At 61.6% G+C, this 21,635-nt stretch carries 25 protein-coding genes; 16 read left to right on the forward strand and 9 right to left on the reverse strand.

Annotated features, from left to right (window positions below; translation table 11 throughout):
• Nucleotides 1–97: 97 nt before the first annotated feature.
• The 5 genes from Q0859_RS13440 (at nt 98) to Q0859_RS13460 (ending at nt 4,176) form a co-directional block, all read left to right on the forward strand.
• Nucleotides 98–1,804, forward strand: coding sequence for an acyl-CoA dehydrogenase (locus Q0859_RS13440; RefSeq protein ID WP_299151950.1), 1,707 nt, complete (start codon nt 98–100; stop codon nt 1,802–1,804).
• Between the two features lie 3 nt (nt 1,805–1,807).
• Nucleotides 1,808–2,854: an MBL fold metallo-hydrolase gene (locus Q0859_RS13445; protein ID WP_299151951.1), complete on the forward strand. Its 1,047-nt coding sequence runs from the start codon at nt 1,808–1,810 to the stop codon at nt 2,852–2,854.
• 4 nt (nt 2,855–2,858) lie between these two features.
• On the forward strand, nt 2,859–3,317 hold the full coding sequence (locus Q0859_RS13450; protein WP_299151952.1) for a DUF6173 family protein: 459 nt from the start codon (nt 2,859–2,861) through the stop codon (nt 3,315–3,317).
• A 91-nt stretch (nt 3,318–3,408) separates the two neighbouring features.
• Nucleotides 3,409–3,543, forward strand: a complete 135-nt coding sequence (locus Q0859_RS13455) for an aa3-type cytochrome c oxidase subunit IV (protein WP_299151953.1) — start codon at nt 3,409–3,411, stop codon at nt 3,541–3,543.
• Between the two features lie 27 nt (nt 3,544–3,570).
• A complete protein-coding gene (locus Q0859_RS13460; RefSeq protein WP_299151954.1) occupies nt 3,571–4,176 on the forward strand; it encodes a hypothetical protein in 606 nt (201 codons plus the stop codon).
• 6 nt (nt 4,177–4,182) lie between these two features.
• Here the strand turns inward: Q0859_RS13460 and Q0859_RS13465 are convergent, their stop codons facing one another.
• Together Q0859_RS13465 and Q0859_RS13470 are read right to left on the reverse strand one after the other, a co-directional pair.
• Nucleotides 4,183–4,506, reverse strand: a complete 324-nt coding sequence (locus Q0859_RS13465) for an AzlD domain-containing protein (protein ID WP_299151955.1) — start codon at nt 4,504–4,506, stop codon at nt 4,183–4,185.
• Entirely contained in the window at nt 4,503–5,213 is a 711-nt protein-coding gene (locus Q0859_RS13470; RefSeq protein ID WP_299151956.1) for an AzlC family ABC transporter permease, read from the reverse strand. Before Q0859_RS13470 ends, Q0859_RS13465 begins: the two co-directional genes overlap by 4 nt.
• A gap of 69 nt (nt 5,214–5,282) precedes the next feature.
• On the opposite strand from Q0859_RS13470, the gene Q0859_RS13475 reads away from it, so the two are divergent.
• From Q0859_RS13475 to glp, 4 genes are read left to right on the forward strand one after another with little or no spacing between them, the layout of a single operon-like run.
• Nucleotides 5,283–6,164 carry a formate dehydrogenase accessory sulfurtransferase FdhD gene (locus tag Q0859_RS13475; protein ID WP_299151957.1) on the forward strand — a complete coding sequence of 294 codons (882 nt, stop codon included), beginning with the start codon at nt 5,283–5,285 and terminating at the stop codon, nt 6,162–6,164.
• Nucleotides 6,161–6,763, forward strand: a complete 603-nt coding sequence (gene mobA / locus Q0859_RS13480; RefSeq protein ID WP_299151958.1) for a molybdenum cofactor guanylyltransferase MobA — start codon at nt 6,161–6,163, stop codon at nt 6,761–6,763. Before Q0859_RS13475 ends, mobA begins: the two co-directional genes overlap by 4 nt.
• On the forward strand, nt 6,760–7,251 hold the full coding sequence (mobB, locus tag Q0859_RS13485) for a molybdopterin-guanine dinucleotide biosynthesis protein B (protein ID WP_299151959.1): 492 nt from the start codon (nt 6,760–6,762) through the stop codon (nt 7,249–7,251). Before mobA ends, mobB begins: the two co-directional genes overlap by 4 nt.
• A 2-nt stretch (nt 7,252–7,253) precedes the next feature.
• Nucleotides 7,254–9,335, forward strand: a complete 2,082-nt coding sequence (glp, locus tag Q0859_RS13490; protein ID WP_299151961.1) for a gephyrin-like molybdotransferase Glp — start codon at nt 7,254–7,256, stop codon at nt 9,333–9,335.
• On the opposite strand, the gene Q0859_RS13495 is transcribed toward glp, so the two are convergent.
• From Q0859_RS13495 to Q0859_RS13505, 3 genes are all read right to left on the reverse strand, one after another.
• Nucleotides 9,332–10,348 (reverse strand): hypothetical protein, encoded by a 1,017-nt coding sequence (locus tag Q0859_RS13495; RefSeq protein ID WP_299151962.1) that lies wholly within the window; start codon nt 10,346–10,348, stop codon nt 9,332–9,334. The genes glp and Q0859_RS13495 overlap by 4 nt on opposite strands.
• Nucleotides 10,349–10,352: 4 nt before the next feature.
• Complete coding sequence (greA, locus tag Q0859_RS13500; RefSeq protein WP_299151963.1) at nt 10,353–10,823, reverse strand: transcription elongation factor GreA; 471 nt, start codon at nt 10,821–10,823, stop codon at nt 10,353–10,355.
• A 233-nt stretch (nt 10,824–11,056) separates the two neighbouring features.
• Nucleotides 11,057–11,440 (reverse strand): VOC family protein, encoded by a 384-nt coding sequence (locus Q0859_RS13505; RefSeq protein WP_299151964.1) that lies wholly within the window; start codon nt 11,438–11,440, stop codon nt 11,057–11,059.
• Nucleotides 11,441–11,515: 75 nt separating this feature from the next.
• On the opposite strand from Q0859_RS13505, the gene soxR reads away from it, so the two are divergent.
• The 4 genes from soxR to Q0859_RS13525 all read left to right on the forward strand — a co-directional run bounded on the left by soxR (nt 11,516) and on the right by Q0859_RS13525 (nt 16,455).
• Nucleotides 11,516–11,971: a redox-sensitive transcriptional activator SoxR gene (gene soxR / locus Q0859_RS13510; protein WP_299151965.1), complete on the forward strand. Its 456-nt coding sequence runs from the start codon at nt 11,516–11,518 to the stop codon at nt 11,969–11,971.
• 154 nt (nt 11,972–12,125) lie between these two features.
• Nucleotides 12,126–13,775 (forward strand): electron transfer flavoprotein-ubiquinone oxidoreductase, encoded by a 1,650-nt coding sequence (locus tag Q0859_RS13515; protein ID WP_299151966.1) that lies wholly within the window; start codon nt 12,126–12,128, stop codon nt 13,773–13,775.
• A gap of 174 nt (nt 13,776–13,949) precedes the next feature.
• On the forward strand, nt 13,950–15,659 hold the full coding sequence (locus Q0859_RS13520; RefSeq protein WP_299151967.1) for a tetratricopeptide repeat protein: 1,710 nt from the start codon (nt 13,950–13,952) through the stop codon (nt 15,657–15,659).
• Nucleotides 15,649–16,455 (forward strand): 4-(cytidine 5'-diphospho)-2-C-methyl-D-erythritol kinase, encoded by an 807-nt coding sequence (locus Q0859_RS13525; protein ID WP_299151968.1) that lies wholly within the window; start codon nt 15,649–15,651, stop codon nt 16,453–16,455. Before Q0859_RS13520 ends, Q0859_RS13525 begins: the two co-directional genes overlap by 11 nt.
• Here Q0859_RS13525 and Q0859_RS13530 read toward each other — a convergent pair.
• Complete coding sequence (locus Q0859_RS13530) at nt 16,448–17,446, reverse strand: polyprenyl synthetase family protein (protein WP_299151969.1); 999 nt, start codon at nt 17,444–17,446, stop codon at nt 16,448–16,450. The two genes, Q0859_RS13525 and Q0859_RS13530, sit on opposite strands and share 8 nt — an antisense overlap.
• Nucleotides 17,447–17,515: 69 nt before the next feature.
• On the opposite strand from Q0859_RS13530, the gene Q0859_RS13535 reads away from it, so the two are divergent.
• The 3 genes from Q0859_RS13535 (at nt 17,516) to Q0859_RS13545 (ending at nt 18,728) form a co-directional block, all read left to right on the forward strand.
• Nucleotides 17,516–17,731 (forward strand): DUF2007 domain-containing protein, encoded by a 216-nt coding sequence (locus tag Q0859_RS13535; RefSeq protein ID WP_299151970.1) that lies wholly within the window; start codon nt 17,516–17,518, stop codon nt 17,729–17,731.
• Entirely contained in the window at nt 17,709–18,452 is a 744-nt protein-coding gene (locus Q0859_RS13540) for a methyltransferase (protein ID WP_299151971.1), read from the forward strand. Before Q0859_RS13535 ends, Q0859_RS13540 begins: the two co-directional genes overlap by 23 nt.
• A 111-nt stretch (nt 18,453–18,563) precedes the next feature.
• Nucleotides 18,564–18,728, forward strand: a complete 165-nt coding sequence (locus tag Q0859_RS13545) for a DUF465 domain-containing protein (RefSeq protein ID WP_299151972.1) — start codon at nt 18,564–18,566, stop codon at nt 18,726–18,728.
• On the opposite strand, the gene Q0859_RS13550 is transcribed toward Q0859_RS13545, so the two are convergent.
• From Q0859_RS13550 to phbB, 3 genes are all read right to left on the reverse strand, one after another.
• The gene (locus Q0859_RS13550; protein WP_299151973.1) at nt 18,725–19,594 is read right to left on the reverse strand and encodes an EamA family transporter; all 870 of its coding nucleotides are present in this window, start codon (nt 19,592–19,594) and stop codon (nt 18,725–18,727) included. The two genes, Q0859_RS13545 and Q0859_RS13550, sit on opposite strands and share 4 nt — an antisense overlap.
• On the reverse strand, nt 19,591–20,538 hold the full coding sequence (locus Q0859_RS13555; RefSeq protein ID WP_299151974.1) for a transcriptional regulator GcvA: 948 nt from the start codon (nt 20,536–20,538) through the stop codon (nt 19,591–19,593). Before Q0859_RS13555 ends, Q0859_RS13550 begins: the two co-directional genes overlap by 4 nt.
• A gap of 311 nt (nt 20,539–20,849) precedes the next feature.
• Nucleotides 20,850–21,572 carry an acetoacetyl-CoA reductase gene (gene phbB / locus Q0859_RS13560; protein ID WP_299151975.1) on the reverse strand — a complete coding sequence of 241 codons (723 nt, stop codon included), beginning with the start codon at nt 21,570–21,572 and terminating at the stop codon, nt 20,850–20,852.
• Nucleotides 21,573–21,635: the final 63 nt, after the last annotated feature.

Below are 21,635 nucleotides of genomic sequence, written 5' to 3' on the forward strand. Positions count from 1 at the left end.
GCGATGCAGGCTGCCGTCCGCATCTATTGTACCAAAGACGCCCCTTTACGCGTGAGCTTCGCGCTTGCCAAGACATTCATATCCGGAGCCCTTACTGATGCCATATCGCGCCCCCGTTGACGATTATACATTCCTGTTTGACCATGTGGTCGGGCTGGATCAGGTCACCTCAACTGATCGCTTTGCCGAGGCGACGCCGGACGTGACCAGCGCGATCCTCACCGAAGCGGGCAAACTGAGCGAGGACATCATGGCCCCGCTGCAACGTCCCGGCGACCTGCATCCGGCGCACCTTGAAAACGGTATCGTGCGCACCTCGCCCGGCTATGCCGAGGGGTACAAGGCCATCGCCGAAGGGGGCTGGGTCGGGATGGCCGCGGACCCCGAATATGGCGGCATGGGCCTGCCCATGACGGTGACAACGGCTGTGAACGAAATGATGAGTGCGGCCTGTCTGTCGCTGCAACTTGCCCCGCTCATGTCGCAGGGTCAGATCGAGGCGCTGGAACATCATGCCAGTGATGCGATCAAGGACCTGTACCTGCCCAAGCTGATTTCGGGCGAGTGGACCGGCACCATGAACCTGACCGAACCGCAGGCCGGATCGGATGTGGGCGCGCTGTCCTCGAAGGCCGCGGACAATGGCGACGGAACCTACAGCATCTCGGGTCAGAAGATCTATATCTCCTGGGGCGACAACGACTTTACCGAAAACGTATGCCACCTCGTGCTGGCCCGCCTGCCGGGTGCGCCTGCGGGCACCAAGGGGATCAGTCTGTTCCTTGTCCCCCGCAATATCCCGGACGAAGACGGCAATGCGGGCGTGGCCAACGCCCTCAAGGTCGTGAGCCTCGAGCACAAGATGGGCCTGCATGGTTCGCCCACCTGCGTGATGCAGTATGACGGCGCCAAAGGCTGGCTTGTCGGCCCGGAAGGGGGCGGCATGGCGGCCATGTTCACCATGATGAACAACGCCCGCCTTGGCGTGGGCGGGCAGGGTGTGGGTGCCGCCGAAGGGGCCTATCAGCACGCGCTTGGCTATGCGCTGGACCGCAAACAGGGCAAGACCGAGGGCGAGACCGGCACCATCATCGATCACGCCGATGTGCGCCGGATGCTGATGACCATGCGCTCCGAAACCTATGCGGCCCGCGGCATTGCGCTGATGTGTGCCGTCGCCATCGATATGGCCACCGCCACGGGCGAAGCGCGCTGGAAATCCCGCGCGGCCCTTCTGACCCCTATCGCCAAGGCCTTTGGCACCGATGTCGGCAACGAGGTCGCGGCCATGGGCATTCAGGTCCACGGCGGGATGGGCTTTGTCGAGGAAACGGGTGCGGCCCAATATGCCCGCGATGTGCGCGTGACCACCATCTATGAGGGCACCAACGGCATTCAGGCCATGGACCTTGTGGCGCGCAAGATGATGGATGGGGGTGAGGCGGCCAGCCTGATCTTTGACGAGATCGAAGCCGCCGCCGAAGCCGCGCGTGACACGCTGCCCGATCTGGCCGAGATGGTCTGGCAGGCCAGCGAATCCTTGCGCGAAACTACTGAATGGATGATCGAAAAGAACCATCGCGTCCGCTTTGCGGGGGCCGTGCCCTATCTGCGCGCCTTTGCCCGCGTTCTTGGGGCTTACGTCCACCTGATGTCCGCCGCTGCCGAACCCAATGGCGTGCGCGCCAAGGTGGCCCGGTTCTATATCCAGCGCATTCTGCCTGAACATGCGAGCCTTCTGGCTCATGCCATGGCGGGGGATTATGACGTCTATGCGCTCACGCCCGAAGAGTTCGCGGCCTGAAGCGTGGAGGATGCTGCCCCCGCCGGGCTGAGATATCCGTGGGAAGACCCACCCGTACCGGGCGCGGCCATCGAGGTTGCGCCGGGTGTTTTGTGGATGCGCTTGCCGTTGCCGATGAAACTGGACCATGTGAACGTCTACGCGCTTGATGATGGGGACAGCTGGACGATCATCGATACCGGGTTCTCGTCGGAAAAGACCATGGAAATCTGGCGTGATCTGATGGCCAGGCCTTTGGCGGGTCGGCCCGTCACGCGCGTGATCGTCACCCACCACCATCCCGATCATGTGGGCCTTGCGGGCTGGTTCCAGTCCGAATTCGGGGCCGAGTTGATCACAACCCGCACAGCTTGGCTGTTTTCGCGCATGTTGACGCTGGATGTGCAGGAAACGCCCGTGCCCGAAACGCTCGACTTCTGGCGCAGCGCGGGCATGGACGCGCAGGTGTTCGAGGCACGACGCCAGGAACGCCCCTTCAACTTCGGCGATATCGTGGCCCCCATGCCGCTTGGCTACACCCGGATCAAACAGGGTGACACGATCCGCATGGGCGGGCGGATATGGGATGTTCATATCGGGAATGGCCACGCGCCGGAACACGCCACCTTCTGGAGCAGGGACGACAATCTGGTGTTGTCGGGCGATCAGATTTTGCCATCAATCAGCCCCAATATCGGGGTCTACGCGACCGAACCGATGGCTGACCCGATTGCGGACTGGCTGGAAGCGTGCGAGCGGCTCGCTCCGCTTGCCCGGCCTGATCAACTGGTGCTTGGTGGGCACAAGCTGCCGTTCACCGGGCTGCCGACGCGCATGCGCCAGTTGATCGACAACCACCACGGCGCGCTTGAACGGTTGCACGCTTTCATTGACACCCCCAAGGCCGCCGCCGACTGTTTTGCCCCGCTGTTCAAACGCAAGATCGGTGCGGGTGAATATGGGCTCGCACTGGTCGAGGCCATTGCGCATTTGTCTCACCTTTATCAGACTGGGCGCGCGACCCGCGCACGGCGCGACGACGGGGCGTGGGTCTATCAGCGCAAAGGGTGACGACATGGACAACACGATCAAAACTGCCGCCGAAGCGGTCGAGGCCGAGGCCTTGCCGCGCAGGCATGAGGTTCACTCCGACCCCAAGGCGCGCAATGCCGCTGACCAGCCCGTGCCCAAGGGCGTGTCCAAGACCCCCGCAGCCAAGAAAAGCCCGGCCCAGTGGGCCTATGAGCGCATCATCATGTATCTCAAGAATTTCGAGGAAAGCCTTGATAACGAACATGAGGTCGCGATGGGCTTTACGGGCGGGGATGCAGGGGTGATGCGCATCGAGGGGATGGGGTATTTCGACCCCGATATCGTGACATTTTACGGCAGCGACCCGACGGGGGCCAAAACCCAACTGGTCCAGCATGTGACCCAGTTGAACGTGATGCTGCGTGCGCTGCCCAAAGCGGTTGAGCAGGCAGAACCCAACCGGATCGGGTTTCGACTGGCCCAGGATCTTGAGGATGAATAACGCCTCCCGCCCCGGTACACTGAATTGACGCAGTGACAGCATGAGCGCGATGCGCTAAAGCCCCGGGCAAGTCAATTCGAAGGAACCAGAAATGTCAGATCACAAGCACGGCGATATGGATGCCAAACCGCACGAGAAAACCTTTGACGGGTTCATGGCATGGACCAAGTGGAGTGTGATCGCGATCCTTGTGCTGTTGATCGGCATGGCGATCTTTATCTCCTGATCGACGGTGGATACAGGGATGTCCGGGATGCGTGTGATCGCAGCGCTTGCGGTGTGTCTGGTGCTGGCCGCCTGCGCGCAGCCGCCGGCAGTGCCTTATGCCTCAGATGAACGCGTGACTGCATCAGCCTACCGTGAACCCGGCCCCAATACGCTGACGGTTTTTACAATGGTCAGCAATCGTAACGGCAAAGGGGCGCATTCGGCCCTGATGATCAACGGCAGTCAGCGGGTGATCTTTGACCCCGCCGGATCATTTGTGAACGAGCGGGTCCCCGAACAGGAGGACGTGCTTTACGGTGTCTCGCCCGCGGTCCTCAAAGGATACAAGAGCGCGCATGCCCGCAGCACCTTTCATGTGGTCAGCCAGACCGTCGAAGTGACCCCCGAGCAGGCGGCCGTCGCCTTGCGTCTGGCCACCACAAACGGGGCTGTGCCGCGCGCCTTCTGCACCAGCGCCACCACGGGGTTGATGCAGCGCGTGCCCGGCTTTCAGGCGATTGAATCGACCATGTTCCCGACCCGGTTGATGGAACAGATGTCGACGTGGCCCGGTGTGGTCGAAGAGAAATACTATGAAGATGATGCGGGCGACATCGTGGAGGGCGTGGCCGGAATTGTGTTGCCCGACTAGGCGCGCCTAGACCAAACCATAGACCAGCGCGAGCAGGGTTGCGGCACCGGCCCCTATGGCCAGAAAGACGTTTTTGGTCCACATCCCTACGGCCAGCGTGACGATAGCGGCCGCAATACGCGTCGGGTCGGTGCTGCCGTTTTCGCCGGAAAACACCACAAGCGGCGTGACCAGTGCGGGCAGAATCGCAACGGCTGTATAGCGCAGATGGCGCAGGAGCCATTCTGGCAAAGGCCGATCCCCGACAAAGCCCAGAAAGGTAAAGCGCAGCAGAAAGCTGCCCACGCCAAGGCCAAAGATCACAATCCACAAGAGGGTGGTGTCAATCATGCCGCGCGCCTTTTCAGCCAAAGCTCAGTCTGTGCCCCGGCGATCATCCCGGCCATGCCCGCCACGATCAGGCCCATCGAATAGGGCACGTTGACTGCAAGCAGGCTGACCACGACGGCAACGAAGGCGGCAATCACGTGGGGCATGGTGCGCAGCATCGGGGCCACCATCGACAGGAACGCGATGGGCAGTGCAAAGTCCAAGGGCACATCCGGGGGCAGCGCCGTGCCCAGGGCCGCACCCGCATAGCTGCCCGCAAACCACACGATCATCACCAACGTGCAGGTTCCGAAATAGTAGGCCATACGCTGCGGCACGCTGAGTTCGGGCGTGGCCTCGAATTTGGCGTGGCTCAGCGCATAGCTTTGATCGACGAGTAAGTAGGCCGCAAAGATCCGCTGCCAAAGGGGCGCACCGCCCAGATAAGGGGTCAAAGCCGCGGAATACATCGCCACCCGCAGGTTTACGGCCAGTGCCGACATCAGAACGATGATGGTGGGGGCCTCATCCTGCATCAGTTGCAGGGCGGTGAATTGGGCCGCGCCTGCGATCACTACAAGCGAAAAACTCATCACCTCGAAAACGCTCAACCCCGCCTCGGTTGCCAACACGCCAAACAGCGCCGCAAACGGCCCTGCAACGGCCACAAAAGGTGCGCCATCGCGCACACCGGCAAGATATGCCGATTTGGTGGTGGTGGAGGACATAAGGACGCCTTACCGTGGGTGCGTAACGCTTAGCGGTCCGCATCCCGCGTTGCAATTGGGGGTATCACATTGGCACAGCACGACGACCTGACCGGATACATCATCGCGCCTGACCCGCAGGCCACCCGCCTGACGCGCAGCGTTGTGGGCCATGACCAGACCGGTGCCCCATCCGAGATTTCCGTGGTCGAAGAACGCCCCCTGACCATCTTTCTGAACGGGCAGGAAATTGTTACGGCAATGACCATCGGGGATTACCCCGACTACCTTGCCCTCGGGTTCCTGCGCAATCAGGGGATGCTGCTGGCCTCGGACAAGGTGACGGGTGTGTCCTATGATGACGAGTTGGAAACCGTTGTCGTGCGCACCGCCACCCCCACCAATCACGAGGAAAAGCTGAAGAAAAAGACCCGCACCAGCGGGTGCGCCGTTGGCACCGTCTTTGGCGACATGATGGAGGGGCTTGAGGATGTGCGGCTACCCGCAACGCCTGTCAAAACATCGGATTTGTATGCTTTAGCGGGCCGGATCAATCGGACGCCGTCCTTGTACCTGAGTGCGGGCGCGATCCACGGCACTGTCTTGTGTCAGGGTGCACAACCTCTTGTTTATATGGAGGATGTAGGCCGTCACAACGCGGTCGACAAGATCGCGGGCTGGATGCTGTCCGAAGGGGTCAGTGCGCAGGACAAGGTGCTTTATACCACCGGGCGGCTGACGTCGGAAATGGTGATCAAGACAGCGATGATGGGGGTGCCGGTGCTGGCGTCCCGGTCGGGTTTTACCGCGTGGGGCGTCGAGATTGCGCAACAGGTCGGGCTGACACTGATCGGGCGGATGCGCGGCCAGCGCTTCATTTGCCTGAGCGGAGAGGCGCGGTTGGTGCGTGATATCGACCCGGCCTCGGTTCCGGATGAGCCGCGTAAATCCGGACGCAAGGCCAGCGCATGAAACAGCCCCTTGGTGTTATCCTCGCAGGTGGGCAGGCCACGCGCATGGGCGGTGGCGACAAGGGTGTGCGCGTGCTTGGGGGGCGACGCCTGTTTGACCACGTGATAGACCGGCTGGCCCCGCAGGTGGCGGGCATGGCGCTGAATGCCAATGGCGATCCGGCCCGCTTTGCCGATCTGAACCTGCCGGTGATCGCCGACAGCATCGACGGGTTCGCCGGGCCGCTTGCAGGCGTGCTTGCCGGGCTGGATTGGGCCGCGACCCATGGGGCGGATGCCATCGTGACGGTGGCGGCGGATACGCCATTCTTTCCCTGTGATCTTGTGCCCTGTTTGCAGCTGAAGGGCGAGGGGATGACGCATCCCCTCGTGCTTGCTGCCACGCCGGATCCGAAACGCGGGCAGGCGCGACACCCGACCTTTGGGCTGTGGCCCATCGCCTTGCGTGATGATCTGCGCGCGGCCCTTGCGGGCGGGGTGCGCAAAGTCGTCCAATGGAGCGATCAGCATGACGGACGCACGGCGCTGTTTCCCGATGAGGCTGCATTTTTCAACGTAAACACACCCGATGATCTGATCCGGGCCGAGGCGATGTTATGAAAATATACGGCATTGTGGGGTGGAAAAATGCGGGCAAGACCGGGCTGATGGAGCGGCTGGTCGCAGAGATCAGCGGGCGGGGCTTTTCCGTCTCAACCGTCAAACATGCGCATCATTCTTTTGACGTCGATCATCCGGGCAAAGACAGCTTTCGTCACCGTGCGGCGGGGGCGCATGAAGTCCTGCTGGCCTCGCGCGAGCGGTTTGCGCTGATGCACGAGTTGCGCGGTGCGGACGAGCCGACGCTTGAGGCCTTGTTGGCCAAACTTGCCCCTGTCGATCTGGTGTTGGTCGAAGGGTACAAGCGTGACGCCCATCCCAAGGTCGAAGCGCATCGCGTGGTCACAGGCAACGCATTGATCGCGCCGGATGATCCGACCATACGGGCCGTGGCCAGTGACAGCCCGGTGGCGCTGGATCGCCCCATATTTGATCTGAATGACACCCGTGCGATTGCGGATTTCATCCTGCGCGAGGTTGCGTTGTGAGCATGGCGCGTGCCCATTTTGACACCATCATCATGGTGGATTGGTCGGGCGGGAACCAGGGGTCCGTCACACCGCAGGCGGATGCGATCTGGGCCTGTGTCGCGCAAAGGAACGAGGTCGATGCCCCCGTTTATCTGCGCAATCGCCAGCAGGCCGAAGAGTGGCTGCTGAAGACACTCGCGGCGGAACGCGCAGGCGGGCGGCGCGTCATGGTCGGGTTCGATTTTCCCTTTGGCTACCCCAAGGGGTTTGGGCGTGCGCTGACAGGCAGTGATGATCCGTTTGAGCTGTGGAACTGGTTTGCGCACCGGATCAAGGATGCGCCGACGGGGAACAACCGCTTTGATGTGGCGGGCCAGATCAACCTGCAATTTGGCGGCAACGGCCCGTTCTGGGGCAATGGGTTGAAACGCGAGGTGCCGGGTCTGCCGCGCACCAAGGAGGGTTATATCAATCCGTTCCCGATCAAGCGCGCGGCCGAAGAACATGCGACCCGCGCCTTTACAGTCTGGCAGATGTCGGGGGTCGGGTCAGTCGGCGGTCAAGTGATGATGGGCCTGCCTGTACTGTCGCGCCTGCGTGCGCATTTCGGGTCCGCCCTGTCGGTTTGGCCGCTTGAGGCGCGCGATGCGCCGATCACGGTGGTCGAAATCTGGCCGTCTCTCACTGTATCGACGGTGCCAGACGGTTGGATCAGGGATCAATGGCAGGTCTACGAGGTGGCCCGCGTGGTCGCCGCGATGAACGCCGATCTGTTGTGGCATATGTTGGATGTACCAGTCACGCCCGAGGGTTGGATATTCGGTCTGGGATTCGAGGACACGCTGCGTGCGGCGGCACCGGCACCTTTGCGCAACGACTGCTTTGCACTGCCAGCCGGGGTGGATTGGACGCCCGTGGATGCGGCTCTGACCGATTTGCGCGCCCGGCTTGGACCTGTGGTGGGAACCCAGCCTTGCCCGATTGGGGCGGCCTTGGGCCGGGTTGTGTCCGGCGACATCCGTGCGCCGCGCGCCCACCCGCCATTGCCCAACACGGCTGTGGATGGGTACGGCTTTGCCGGGGGGCGTGATGCGGGGCCGCATGTATTGCCTTTGGTCGCGGCGGACATGGCCGCAGGGCAGGCACCGGACACACCCGTTCCCGATGGCGCTGCGGTGCGCATCCTGACAGGTGCCGCTTTGCCACCGGGCGTGGACACGGTGATTTTGCAGGAAGAGGTCGAGGTCAACGGTGCCGAGATTTCATTTCTCGGACCCGTCAAGGCCGGGGCAAACACCCGTGCCGCCGGTGAGGACGTCACGCGCGGCGATATGGTGGTCCCGGAAGGGCGTAAGCTGACCCCCGCCGATCTGGCCTTGCTGGCCGCTGTGGGTGTGGAGGAGGTCGCGGTTCGCGTCCCCCTGCGCGTCGGGGTCGTATCGACTGGGGATGAATTGGTGCAACCGGGCAGCGATGCGGCCCCCGGTCAGATCTATGACGCGAACCGTCCCATGCTTGTGGGACTGGTAACACAGTTGGGTCATGTGGCCGTCGATCTGGGACACGTCCGCGATGATCGCGCAGCCTTGCGCGCGGTGTTCGATCGGGCGGCTGCGGCGGTGGATGTGGTGTTGACCAGTGGTGGTGCATCTGCGGGGGATCACGACCACGTGTCGGCCCTGCTGAATGATGCGGACGCGATGGCAACCTGGCGTATCGCGATGAAACCGGGCCGCCCGCTGGCCCTGGGGGTGTGGAACGGCACGCCGATCTTTGGCCTGCCGGGCAATCCGGTGGCCGCGATGGTGTGCACGCTTGTCTTCGCCGCCCCTGCGCTGGCCCAAATGGGCGGCGCAGCATGGCGTGATCCGCAAGGGTTCGAGGTGCCCGCGGGTTTTGAGAAGAACAAGAAAGCCGGGCGCCGGGAATACCTGCGCGCCCGTATGCGCGATGGCCGGGTCGAGGTTTTTGCCTCCGAAGGGTCGGGGCGGATCAGCGGGCTGTCATGGGCCGAAGGCCTTGTGGAATTGCCTGATCATGCGGTGCATGTGCGCCCCGGCGATCCGGTGCGGTTCATCCCGTGGGGTGGCTTCGGGCTTTAGTCGAACGTGCCTGCAACACGGCCAAGCAGCATGAAGGCGCGCGCCGTCCGGGTGTCACTGAGGGCCGAGATATCGGCGTCGCTGGCCCGTTCCGAGAAGCTCGAAATCGTCTTGTCAAAGCGGCGCAGGAAGTGGTGGGCGGCATCACGAAAGATCGGGTCCTGTTTCATCCGGCCCGCTGTAAGCGCCAATGAGGAGCGGTCGCGCACCCCGCCAAGAGCTGCCACGGGCCGTCCCCGCGCGCCACTAGCGAACTGGCGCCAGATTTCAGGGCGCGCGCGGTCGGGGCGCAGATCGTCCATGTAAATGCCGTCCTGGCTGAGTAGGGTCAGGATGTCCTGTGCCGCTTGAATCAGTTGCGAGGTTTCGCGGTCGCGCATCGCTTTGCGCAGGGCGGCGAACCCGGCTTCGTCCTCGGCGGTTTCGGGGAAATTCAGGGCGCGGATGAAATCTTCGGTCTCCAGCGGGCGGGCGAAATCGTCCGAGGATGTGCCAAGGGCCAGAACGGGCTGGTCATCGACCACGGGCGCTGCGGCAGGCGCAGGGGTGGCCGGTGCCGGATCATCGCGACGGCTTTGGAATGTGGCCAACGCGGTTTCGGTGTTGCGGGTGGCAGCGGCGATCTCGTCCAATTTGCGCGCGACCGAGGGTTCCTTGGTCAGATCGCGCCCTTGGGCCTGGGCGATATAGGCTTGTCGGATTGCGTCGATGGCGGTCTGCAATCGCTGGCTTTCCTCGCGCATGACGCGGCTGGATCGTGCAGCTGTTGCCGCCACCCAGATCATCGCGATGGGCATGAACACCGCCAGCATCGTGATGAGGAAACGCAGGCCTTCCGCCTCGGTCGGCTCGCCCTCGTCCCCGGTCAGCAGAAAGAACGCAGCGGCCCCCACCAACCAGATGGCTGAAAGGACAAGTGCCACGACTTCGATCTCTGTGACGCCCCCGTGTTTGGGTTTGTCATAGATGCCAAGGGGCGTCGGGCGCGCCTGAGGGTTGGGTTTATCGGCCATGGCCTCAGCTATAGCTGATTTTCAGGACTTCATAGGACTTTTCACCGCCCGGTGTGCGCACTTCGACACTGTCGCCCTCTTCCTTGCCGATCAAGGCGCGGGCAATGGGCGATTTGATGTTCAAAAGACCCTTTTCGATGTTGGCTTCGTATTCGCCGACGATCTGATAGGTCTTTTCCTCGTCCGTATCCTCGTCGACCAGCGTGACTTCGGCCCCGAACTTGATCGCGCCCGACAGCTTGGAGGTGTCGATGATGTCTGCCAGCGAAATCGCGCCTTCAAGTTCCTTGATCCGGCCCTCGATGAAGGACTGTTTTTCCTTGGCCGAGTGGTATTCGGCATTTTCGGACAGGTCGCCATGTTCGCGCGCTTCGGCGATGGCCGTGATGATGGCGGGCCGCTCCACGGATTTGAGCTGTTTCAGCTCGGTTTCCAGTGCGGTCGCACCGGCGCGGGTCATTGGGATCTTTTCCATCGGCGCGGTCCTACGTGTTGTCCTAATTGCGTGCGGCGGCCCCGATTGGGAGCCGCCGGTACATGCGATGGTCTTTACCTGACCCAAAGGCGCTGCGGATTGCAAGCGGATTTGGTGATTGCGCGATTGCGCTGCACACGTGTTTTGGCGAAAGGAGGGGGCGCTGCCCTTGTCGCATGTGCGCCCCCCCCCCGCGGTATTTTTGGTCAAAAGAAGATCGGGGTTGGTTGGTCCTAGTCGTATTGCACCACTTCGTATTCGATGTGGTCGGTGTCGTAGAAGTAGAACCGCTGGCCAGGTTCATAGTCGAAATGTTCGCCAGCCTCAAAGCCTGCCGCCTCGACGCGGGCGCGCATGGCGGCGATGTCGTCCACGACCACGGCGATGTGGTTCAGCCCGCCTTGGGTTGTGTAGTTGTCGATTGGTGCATCAAGGTTTCCGGTCTTGGGCGCATAAAGCGCAAGGTAGTGTGTGTCGGTTCCGACATGCACGGAATACCCTGTGGTCCGCGAGTCCCCCGTCCAGCGAATGTGCCAGTCAAACAGGGTGCACATCCATTTGGCTGTCGCATCAGGATCGGTGACGGTGAAGTTCGTGTGTTCAAGTTGCGCGGCCATATCTTTGGTTCCTTTACTGAGTTGATAAGGGTAGTGTCCGACCTCAAGTACACTTTAGGTCAAGAGGTTTTTTTCATGGCTGCATCCGAAGGTCTGAGCATCGGTGATATGGCGGCGCGCACCGGCCTCGCGGTGTCGGCGATCCGGTATTACGAGGATGAGGGTCTGGTGGCCCCGTGGCGCAATGGGGCGGGGCGACGCCGGTTTCAGCGCGCCGACCTGCGTCGGTTGAGCTTCATCATGGTGGCCCAGCAATTCGGATTCACGCTGGCCCAGATCAAGGTGGAACTGGACCGTCTGCCGCGTCACCGCGCCCCGACCAAGGCCGATTGGGCGCGTATCAGTGCCCAGTTTCGCGACGGACTGGACGCGCGCATTGCCCAGCTTGAAAAACTGCGCGACACGCTGGATGGCTGCATCGGCTGCGGGTGTCTGAGCCTTGAGGCCTGCGCGCTTTATAACCCGGCCGACAGCGCCGCCCGCTACGGAACGGGGCCGCGGTATTTGATGGGGGATCGACCGGCCCGCTGATCCTTCAGGGGTTGAAAAGCCCGTGTGATCGCGTTTCAAAGCGTACTTTTACGCCGTGTTCCAATTGCAATGCGTCCGGGGCTGGGCTAGCTGATTTGAAAGGGATTTTTGCGCGCAAACGCGCTGCACCGACAACATAAGGGAGACGCCCATCATGGCCCAGATTGAACGCGAAGCGATGGAATATGACGTTGTGATCGTGGGTGCGGGGCCTGCGGGTCTGTCTGCGGCGATCCGGCTTAAGCAGTTGGACGGCGACCTGAACGTGGTTGTACTGGAAAAGGGCTCGGAAGTGGGCGCGCACATCCTGTCCGGTGCCGTTCTGGACCCTGTGGGCCTGAACGAATTGATCCCGGATTGGGCTGAAAAGGGGGCACCATTGAACGTGCCTGTGACGGACGACAAGTTCTATATGCTGGGCGAAGCGGGCGCGATGCGCATCCCGAACGCACCCATGCCGCCGCTGATGAACAACCACGGCAACTACATCGTGTCGATGGGCAACGTCTGTCGCTGGATGGCCGAACAGGCCGAAGCCATGGGGGTCGAGATTTTCCCCGGCATGGCCTGTTCCGAGATCGTCTATGGCGACAAGGGCGAAGTGAAGGGTGTTGTCGCCGGTGTCTTTGGTCTTGAGGCGGACGGATCCTATGGCGAGAACACCGAGCCGGGCATGGAGTTGCACGGCAAATACGTGTTCCTGTCCGAAGGCGTGCGCGGGTCACTGTCCAAGGAAGTGATCGCCAAGTTCGATCTGGCCCAAGGCAAAGAGCCGCAGAAATACGGTCTCGGCATGAAGGAAATCTGGGAGATTGACCCCGACAAGCACAAGGAAGGGTCGGTCACGCACACGATGGGCTGGCCTTTGGGCGGCAATGCGGGTGGTGGATCATTCATCTATCATCTTGAGAAAAATCAGGTTTATGTCGGGTTCGTGGTGCATCTGAACTACAAGAATCCCTATCTGTTCCCCTACATGGAATTCCAGCGATTCAAGCATCACCCGATGGTGGCTGACCTGCTGAAGGGGGGCAAACGCATCGCCTATGGTGCGCGTGCAATCTCCGAAGGGGGATACCAGTCGATGCCCAAGATGGTCGCACCCGGTGTGGCGCTGTTGGGCTGTTCGGTGGGGATGGTCAACGTGCCACGCATCAAGGGCAATCATAACGCGATGCTGTCGGGCAAGGCCGCCGCCGAAGCCGCGTTTGACGCGATCAAGGCGGACCGCTCGGGCGATGAGTTGACCGCTTACGAGACCGAGGTGCGCGATGGTGCCATTGGGGCCGATCTGAAAAAAGTGCGCAATGTCAAACCTTTCTGGTCCAAGTGGGGCCTGACGGCGTCGCTGATGCTGGGTGGTTTCGATATGTGGACCAACACGCTCGGGTTCTCGTTGTTCGGAACCCAAAGCCACGGCAAGAACGACGCGGACGCGACCGAAGAAGCATCCCGGCACAGGCCAATCGACTACCCCAAACCCGATGGCAAGCTGTCGTTCGACCGGCTGACCAATGTGGCCTTCAGCTTTACCAATCACGAGGAAAGCCAGCCCGCGCATCTGCGTCTTAAGGATGAGAGTGTGCCGGTGAACGTGAACTTGGCCAAATACGCGGGCCCCTCGGCGCGGTACTGTCCGGCGGGGGTTTACGAGTTTGTGCAGGAAGAGGGCAAGGACACCCGCTTTGTCATCAACTTTCAGAACTGCGTGCATTGCAAGACCTGCGATATCAAGGACCCGTCGCAGAACATCACCTGGACCACACCACAAGGCGGGGACGGGCCGAACTATCCGAACATGTGATGATGCTATCTTGCGTCAGAAAAGGCCGGGCCATGTGCCCGGCCTTTTGCGTTGAACGGCCATGGACCTGCGGCCAAGCGCGCATCTTCTGACCATTTCGCGAGGTCACATTGCGCCCCGCGCCAGACGTGGTAGCCTCTGACCTACACAAAAGCAAAAAAGGCAGTACCCCCCGTGATCCGTTCGCTTTTTGGCAGCGCAGCGCTTGCCACCCTTCTTGCTCTTTCACCCGCCATCGGCACGGCGCAATCGCTTGCGGGCCCCTATCTGGCCGGGCGTCAGGCAGCGATCCTGAGCGATTATGAGGCTGCCGCGCGGTATTTCACTCAGGCCCTCGCACGCGATCCGTCAAACCCAAGTCTGATGGAAGACGCCATTGTGGGCCAATTGTCACTGGGCCGGGTGGATCGCGCCTTGCCCATCGCGCGTCTGATCGAGGAACAGGGGCTGCGCAGTCAGGCGGCCCACATGACCGTTATCGCGGATATGATCGCGAACGAGGATTACGAGGGCTTTCTGGCCCGTGACACCGAAACCCAAGGGATCGGGCCGCTGGTGGATGGGCTGCTGGTGGCCTGGGCCATGATCGGTGCCGACGACCAGGACGGCGCGCTGGCCGAATTCGACCGCATCAGCGAGGAACGGGGCCTGCGCGGCTTTGCGCTTTATCACAAGGCGATGGCGCTTGCGGGGCTGGGTGAGTTCGAAGCGGCTGAGGCGCTGTTCACGGACGAGGTGGGGCCCCTGCAACAGACCCGGCGCGGCGCGATGGCGCGGGCCGAGGTGTTGTCCCAACTGGACCGCAATGACGAGGCGGTCGAGTCGCTGCGTGTGTCATTTGGTACCGCGGCTGATCCCGAACTGCTGGCGATGATTGCAGCCCTTGAGGCGGGTGAGACGCTGCCATTCACCCATATCACCTCCGCCCGCGATGGCGCGGCAGAAGTGTTCTATTCGGTTGCGGGCGCACTGCGTCAGGATGCGGGTGCGGACTACACCCTGCTTTACGCCCGGCTGGCGCGGTATCTGCGTCCCGATCATATCGACGCGCTCTTGCTGACAGCGGACCTGCTCGAATCGCTGGATCAGTATGGGCTGGCCAACGCCGCCTACAAGCAGGTGCCGGCCGATCACCCCGCCTATCACGCCGCCGAGTTGGGGCGGGCCGCGGCCTTGCGCCAATCGGGCAAGCCCGAGGCCGCGATTGAGGTGTTGGAACAGCTGGCCAAGCGCTTTGGTGAATTGTCGATTGTCCATTCGACTTTGGGCGACGTCTTGCGTCAACAGGATCGGTTCGAGGAGGCCGTTGCCGCCTACGATCTGGCTATCGAACTTGACACCGAAAGCTTGCGGCGGTCGTGGTTCCTGCATTACGCCCGCGCGATTTCGCTGGAGCGGCTGGACGAATGGGATCGCGCCGAGGCTGATTTCCGCAAGGCGCTTGAATTGAACCCCGGTCAGCCGCAGGTGCTCAATTATCTGGGCTATTCGCTGGTGGAAAAGCAGATCAAGCTTGATGAGGCCCTTGGGATGATCGAGGAGGCCGTCGCGGCCAGCCCCGACAGCGGCTATATCGTCGATAGTCTGGGCTGGGTTCTTTACCGCCTTGGTCGCTATGACGAGGCCGTCGGCCATATGGAACGCGCGGTTGAATTGATGCCTGTTGATCCGGTGGTGAATGACCACCTCGGAGATGTCTATTGGGCGGTGGGGCGCGAACGCGAGGCCCAGTTCCAGTGGATGCGCGCGTTGTCCTTTGTCGACCCCGAAGAAGTGGACGGAGAGGCGGACCCGGCCCGGATGCGCCGCAAGCTGGAGGTCGGTTTGGACGTCGTTCTGCGGGAAGAGGGCGGCGAACCATTGAAGGTTGCGGATGAGGAGTGAGGCTTTTGCCCCGGCCAAGATCAACCTGACACTGCATGTCACCGGCCAGCGCGCGGACGGGTATCATCTGCTTGATTCGCTTGTTGTTTTTGCGGATGTGGGTGATCGGTTGTGGTTTGATGACAGCACATCGCTGAACCTTAAGGTGACGGGCCGTTTCGCGGGCGGAGTGCCCACAGATCAGCGCAATCTCGCGTGGCGTGCGGCTGAGGCTGCCGATGTGACCCCGCATATCCGCCTTGAGAAGAACCTGCCCCATGGCGGTGGAATCGGGGGCGGGTCGGCAGATGCCGCAGCGGTCTTGCGCCGCTTTGATGCGCCACAGGCCGCCGTAGATTTGGGGGCGGATGTGCCGGTCTGTTTGTCGGATGCACCACAACGGATGCGCGGCATTGGTGAGGATTTGAGCGATGTGCCGGGCGTTCCGGCCTTGGACATCGTCTTGGTGACCCCCGGCGTGTCAGTGCACACACCCGATGTGTTCCGCCGCCTTGTGCGCAAGGACAATGACGGGATGGGGGTGCTGCCGACATGGGCGGATCGGGCGGCATTTCTGGGTTGGCTTAACGAGCAGCGCAACGATTTGCAGGCACCGGCCTGCGATACCGCACCTGCAATTTCGGCGGCTTTGACCGCGTTGCAGGGCGCTGAACTGGCGCGGATGTCTGGCTCGGGCAGTACCTGTTTCGGGATCTATCCGACCGGGATGGCGGCAGCCGAGGCGGCAGGTCGGATCGCCAAGGCGCAGCCCTCGTGGTGGGTCTGCGCGGCGAAAACCAAAGGATCGCTTAGCTGACGCGCGCGACCACGTAGTCGGCCAGATCAATCAGCATGTCGCGCAACGCATGGGGGGGCAGGTGCCCAAGCGCGGTCTTGGCCTTGTCGGCCCAGGTCAAGGCATCCACCCTCGTCGCCTCAAGCGCGCCATGTTGGCGCAGCAGTGCCAGCGCATGATCCAGATCGCCGTCGCCTTGTTGCCCTTTTTCGATGGTGCGCGACCAGAAGGCGCGCTGATCCGCATCTGCTTTGGCCACCGCCTTGATGACCGGAAGGGTCAGTTTGCGTTCGCGAAAATCGTCGCCGATATTCTTGCCCGTGGCGGCGGACTGACCTTGATAATCAAGCAAATCGTCCACGATCTGAAACGCAATCCCAAGGGCGTCGCCGTAGTCAAACAAGGCGCGCACGATCTTGTCCTCGGCCTCTGCGATCACACCGCCCACTTCGGTGGCTGCCGAAAACAGTGCCGCCGTCTTGCCCCGCACCACTTGCAGATAGACCGCCTCGTCCGTCGCCAGATCCTGCGCGGCCGTCATCTGCAACACCTCGCCTTCGGCGATGGTGGCGGAGGCATCCGACAGGATGCGCAACACGTCCATGTTGCCCGTTTCGGTCATCAACTGAAAGCTGCGCGAAAACAGATAATCGCCCACCAGCACCGAAGACTTGTTGTCCCACAACAGGTTGGCCGTGGGTCGGCCCCGGCGCTGTCCGCTTTCGTCGACGACATCATCGTGCAGCAACGTGGCGGTGTGAATGAACTCGACCGTGGCGGCCAGATGGATGTGATAGGGGCCCTCGTAGCCACACAAATGGGCCGCCGCGAGGGTCAGCATCGGGCGCAACCGTTTGCCACCCGCATCGACCAGATGGCGGGTCACTTCGGGGATGCGGGGGGCGTGTTTGGACGCCATGCGCGTCTGGATCAGATCATTCACGGCCACCATGTCATCCGCCAGCCAGGCCGCCAGCCGATCATGGGGTTTTGCGATGTCAGATGCGTCCATTGCCCGCGCCCTCAATTTGAACTCTGCGCCCTCTCGACATTTAGTCCGCGATGGCCCTACATCCATGATATGAAGGAACTTTTGCGCAGCACTGACCCGACGATCATCGCCTTTGCCTCGGCCCTTCTTGAAGGCGAGGATATAGACTGCTTTCAGATGGACGTAAACATGAGCATCCTCGAAGGGGGCATCGGCATTTTCCCCCGCCGACTTATGGTGCGCAGCGATGATTATGACGCCGCGCTGCGCGTGGTGCGCGACAATGACATCGACCTCGGACAATGATCTGACATGTGATGCGTTTCTGGGCGGTAAACTGCATTTGTGGCAGCCGCGTGCGGGCTATCGTGCCGGGGTTGATCCGGTGCTGTTGGCCGCATCCGTGCCCGCCAAAGCGGGTGAAACAGTGCTGGATCTGGGCTGCGGTGTCGGGGCAGCGGCGTTGTGCCTTGGGGCGCGTGTACCGGGACTTGACCTTGTAGGGGTAGAGCGGCAAGGCGCATATGCCGCCCTTGCGCGGCGCAATGGGCTGAAGGTGTTTGAAACCGACCTGACGAACTTGCCCACGGCCCTTCACGAGTTGCAATTTGATCATGTGCTGGCGAATCCCCCCTTCTTTGATCGCAGGGCGGGGCGGTCGGCGGCGGATCAGGGGCGCGAAAGGGCGCGTGGGCATGATACACCCTTGGCCGCCTGGATTGATGCGGCAGCGCGGCGGCTGCGCTATCGTGGATACCTGCACATGATCCACCGCGCCGAACGGTTGCCTGAGTTGCTGGCGGGCACCACTGGGCGGCTTGGCAGCCCCGAAGTCTGGCCCATTTGCCCGCGGATTGGAAGACCGGCAGAACTGGTGATTTTCCGGGCACGCAAAGAAGGTCGGGCGCAATTTTGTCTGCATCCGCCAATTATTCTGCACAAAGGCGCGCGGCATGAACGGGACGGGATCAGCTATGTCCCTGAAATCGAGGCTGTTTTGCGCCACGGCGCGGCGCTGTTGAATTAACTGGTTGTTAATATCGAACCGATTGAATCGGCCATATGCTGCGCATGCGGCGTGACACAGACCTGAACCTGTGCTTGGCTGTACGTGCAACTTATCAGCAAGGAGTATTTTATGAGCGTGACAGCCCATCTCGAACAGTTGAAAAAGAAGCATCAGACATTGAGTGACGAGGTCGAAATGGCCGTCCGCTCACCGGGGGTCGACCAGATCGAAGTCGCCGCCATGAAAAAACAAAAACTCCGATTGAAAGAAGAAATCACGCGGCTGTCCAGCTAGTCGCGCCCAAGCAGGCTGGCGCGCGCTGCCAAAAGCGCGCCAGTCGTGATCAGCACGGCAGCGGCCACAAGCGACCAGCTTGGTGCTGCAACCCCAGCCATTACCAGTACAATCGTCGACAGCAGCGGTGCTGCATAGGATGCGGTGCCCAAAATCTGGATGTCGCCGCGTTTGACGCCAATATCCCAGACGTAAAAGGCCAGCCCGACAGGCCCAAGACCAAGCGCGATTGCGCTGCCCCATCCTGTCACCCCTTCGGGCCAGGCCGTCGTTTCGGTAATCAGATGCAGGGGCACGGATAGTGCGGCAGATGCCACGCAGAACATCGCGACCGATGCCGTGGGTACCATTCCGAACCGACGCGACATTACCGAATAGCTGGACCAGGTGAGCGCGCAGGCCATCGCCAAGGCGTAGCCAGGCAGGGCATCTGCCTGAAACCCGGTGGCTGCGCCGGTGACAATCAACGCGGCACCGCCAAAGCCGATGACCGCTCCGATGACATGGCCTGTGCGCAACCGCTCGCCCGGCAAAAGGCCGGACATCAGCACGATCAACAGGGGCCAAAGGTAGGCAATCAGGCTTGCCTCTGCCGCAGGGGCAAGGCGCAGGGCCGAAAAGTAGAGCGCATGGTATCCAAACAATCCCAATGTGCCGAGCAGATAGACGTGGACTGGCACGGTGCGCAGTTGCCCCAAACCACCAGAGGCCGCCGTCCAAACCAGCCCCAAAGTGCCGCCAACACTGAAACAGATGGCGTTTAGCAAGAAGGGCGGCGTGGGCGCAGACCCTACGGTGAACAGCGCCAGAACACCCCAGAGCAGGACGGCGACGAACCCGATCAAAGTGGCTGCGTTGCGGCTCATGGGGTCTGAAAATCGGCGGATGGCAGGCGGGTCAGCGCCTCTGTGATATGACTTGTCTTGTCGATTTCAGTCACGATCCAGTCCCGAAAGGCAGTGATTTGCGGACGGCTTTCCGCCCCTTGCGCGCACAAGAACCGGAAGCGGACCCCGGTGTCGAGTGCAATCGGAAACGGCAGCACAAGACGACCGTCCGCAACATCCTTGACCACCAACGCCCGGCGGCCGAGCACCACACCAACCCCGGCGAGGGCTGCGTCGATGGCATGATCCGCCTGGCTAAAGCGTGGGCCGTTCTGCGGGTCATGCTCAATCCCGACTGCGCGAAACCACGTCTGCCAGTCACTGCGCGGCTTTAGAAATCCGATACTGTCGTCAAAGATCAGGGGCGCGTCCTTCAGGCTTTCGACCGTTGGAAAACGGCGCGCCAATTCGGGGGTCATCACCGGGCACACCCATTCCTCGGCCAATGGGATCGAATACAGCCCCTCATCCTTGCCGTATCCAAACCGGATCGCAACGTCGATGGCATCGCGGCCAAAGTCCATCATCTTCAAGGATGCGGAAAAGCGCAGTTCGACCTGAGGGTGCGATTGGGCGAATTCATAAAGGCGCGGTGCAAGCCATTTTGCGGTAAAGGCTGGCCCCGCCGTGACGGTCAATGTCTGGTTGTCCTGGGTACGTTCGGCGGCACGCCACGCCGCAGCCAGCGCCTGAAACCCATCTGCGACACCGGGCGCGAGGGCATGCCCGGCTTCGGTCAATTCCACGGCTCGGTTCAGACGGCGAAATAACTGCGCGCCCAGATGTTCCTCAAGGGATTTGATCTGAAAGCTGAGCGCGGCAGGCGTGACGTGCAACTCATCCGCTGCTTTTGCGAATGACATATGACGCGCGGCGGCATCAAAGGCGCGCATCGCGGTCAGAGGGGGCAGGCGATCAGGCATGTTCAGTTAATTATAACTTAAGTGAAGGGATGAAAAGTCTCGTTTGTCGGATGCCGACCAAAGGCGCATATTCACCTCAAGTCAACTGACATCAGATCACAGGGAACGACACCATGTTTGAGACATCCGCAAATCCCGCCATCCGCAACGCCATCCAGAAAGCTCATACCGAACGTGGTGCCGTTCTTGCCGAAGCGTGGGGTTGGTTGTTCGGAGGCAAGGCTTTCCGCTGATGTGTGCACCATCTTACGGAATGTGAAAAGGGCCGGTACAGCGATGCATCGGCCCTTTTTTATATCTTAATCAGCTTGTTAGACGAAGAACTGCGCGCCGTTGGCCGAAATCGTCGAGCCGTTGATGAACCCGGAATCGTCGGAGGCAAGGAAGACGACGCAGCGCGCGATCTCTTCCGGTTCGCCCAAACGGCCCGCAGGAATTTGCGCGATGATCGATTCGCGGACCTTTTCAGGGACGGCCATGACCATGTCGGTGCCGATGTAGCCCGGGCAGATCGCGTTGGCGGTAATGCCTGCGCGCGCGCCTTCCTGCGCTAGCGATTTCACGATGCCCAGATCACCCGCTTTGGTCGCCGCATAGTTTACTTGTGCGAACTGGCCCTTCTGGCCGTTGATCGACGAGATCACGATGACCCGCCCGAACTTGCGTTCGCGCATGCCGGGCCATAGCGGATGGACGGTGTTGAACACGCCGGTGAGGTTCGTGTCGACCACCTGATGCCATTGTTCCGGCGTCATTTTGTGGAAGGGGGCGTCGCGGGTGATGCCTGCATTTGCGACCACAACGTCGATGGGTCCCAGATCGGCTTCGACCTTTTCAAGGCCTGCTTTGGAGTCGTCGTAAGCCGCGACGTTCCACTTGTAGGTCTTGATGCCGGTCTCGTCCGTGAACTTGGCCGCAGCCTCGTCATTGCCAGCATAGGTCGCCGCGACCGCGTAACCTGCATCTTTGAGGGCTGTGGAAATGGCGGCACCGATACCTCGGCTGCCTCCGGTGACTAGGGCGACGCGGGACATGGCTGGAACTCCTCCGGGTTATTTGTAATCTTATGTCGCTTATATTGGTGGTGCGCGCAAGAT

The sequence above is a fragment of the uncultured Tateyamaria sp. genome (assembly GCF_947497045.1).
Classification (GTDB): Bacteria; Pseudomonadota; Alphaproteobacteria; order Rhodobacterales; family Rhodobacteraceae; genus Tateyamaria.

What these genes read in the sequence shown, in the direction of transcription:
- Q0859_RS13440 (WP_299151950.1), top strand. Translation starts at nt 98, where the DNA reads ATGCCATATCGCGCCCCCGTTGACGATTATACATTCCTGTTTGACCAT.
- Q0859_RS13450 (WP_299151952.1), top strand. Translation starts at nt 2,859, where the DNA reads ATGGACAACACGATCAAAACTGCCGCCGAAGCGGTCGAGGCCGAGGCC.
- Q0859_RS13455 (WP_299151953.1), top strand. Translation starts at nt 3,409, where the DNA reads ATGTCAGATCACAAGCACGGCGATATGGATGCCAAACCGCACGAGAAA.
- Q0859_RS13460 (WP_299151954.1), top strand. Translation starts at nt 3,571, where the DNA reads ATGCGTGTGATCGCAGCGCTTGCGGTGTGTCTGGTGCTGGCCGCCTGC.
- Q0859_RS13465 (WP_299151955.1), bottom strand. Translation starts at nt 4,506, where the DNA reads ATGATTGACACCACCCTCTTGTGGATTGTGATCTTTGGCCTTGGCGTG.
- Q0859_RS13470 (WP_299151956.1), bottom strand. Translation starts at nt 5,213, where the DNA reads ATGTCCTCCACCACCACCAAATCGGCATATCTTGCCGGTGTGCGCGAT.
- mobA (WP_299151958.1), top strand. Translation starts at nt 6,161, where the DNA reads ATGAAACAGCCCCTTGGTGTTATCCTCGCAGGTGGGCAGGCCACGCGC.
- mobB (WP_299151959.1), top strand. Translation starts at nt 6,760, where the DNA reads ATGAAAATATACGGCATTGTGGGGTGGAAAAATGCGGGCAAGACCGGG.
- glp (WP_299151961.1), top strand. Translation starts at nt 7,254, where the DNA reads ATGGCGCGTGCCCATTTTGACACCATCATCATGGTGGATTGGTCGGGC.
- Q0859_RS13495 (WP_299151962.1), bottom strand. Translation starts at nt 10,348, where the DNA reads ATGGCCGATAAACCCAACCCTCAGGCGCGCCCGACGCCCCTTGGCATC.
- greA (WP_299151963.1), bottom strand. Translation starts at nt 10,823, where the DNA reads ATGGAAAAGATCCCAATGACCCGCGCCGGTGCGACCGCACTGGAAACC.
- Q0859_RS13505 (WP_299151964.1), bottom strand. Translation starts at nt 11,440, where the DNA reads ATGGCCGCGCAACTTGAACACACGAACTTCACCGTCACCGATCCTGAT.
- soxR (WP_299151965.1), top strand. Translation starts at nt 11,516, where the DNA reads ATGGCTGCATCCGAAGGTCTGAGCATCGGTGATATGGCGGCGCGCACC.
- Q0859_RS13515 (WP_299151966.1), top strand. Translation starts at nt 12,126, where the DNA reads ATGGCCCAGATTGAACGCGAAGCGATGGAATATGACGTTGTGATCGTG.
- Q0859_RS13525 (WP_299151968.1), top strand. Translation starts at nt 15,649, where the DNA reads ATGAGGAGTGAGGCTTTTGCCCCGGCCAAGATCAACCTGACACTGCAT.
- Q0859_RS13530 (WP_299151969.1), bottom strand. Translation starts at nt 17,446, where the DNA reads ATGGACGCATCTGACATCGCAAAACCCCATGATCGGCTGGCGGCCTGG.
- Q0859_RS13535 (WP_299151970.1), top strand. Translation starts at nt 17,516, where the DNA reads ATGAAGGAACTTTTGCGCAGCACTGACCCGACGATCATCGCCTTTGCC.
- Q0859_RS13540 (WP_299151971.1), top strand. Translation starts at nt 17,709, where the DNA reads ATGACATCGACCTCGGACAATGATCTGACATGTGATGCGTTTCTGGGC.
- Q0859_RS13545 (WP_299151972.1), top strand. Translation starts at nt 18,564, where the DNA reads ATGAGCGTGACAGCCCATCTCGAACAGTTGAAAAAGAAGCATCAGACA.
- Q0859_RS13550 (WP_299151973.1), bottom strand. Translation starts at nt 19,594, where the DNA reads ATGAGCCGCAACGCAGCCACTTTGATCGGGTTCGTCGCCGTCCTGCTC.
- Q0859_RS13555 (WP_299151974.1), bottom strand. Translation starts at nt 20,538, where the DNA reads ATGCCTGATCGCCTGCCCCCTCTGACCGCGATGCGCGCCTTTGATGCC.
- phbB (WP_299151975.1), bottom strand. Translation starts at nt 21,572, where the DNA reads ATGTCCCGCGTCGCCCTAGTCACCGGAGGCAGCCGAGGTATCGGTGCC.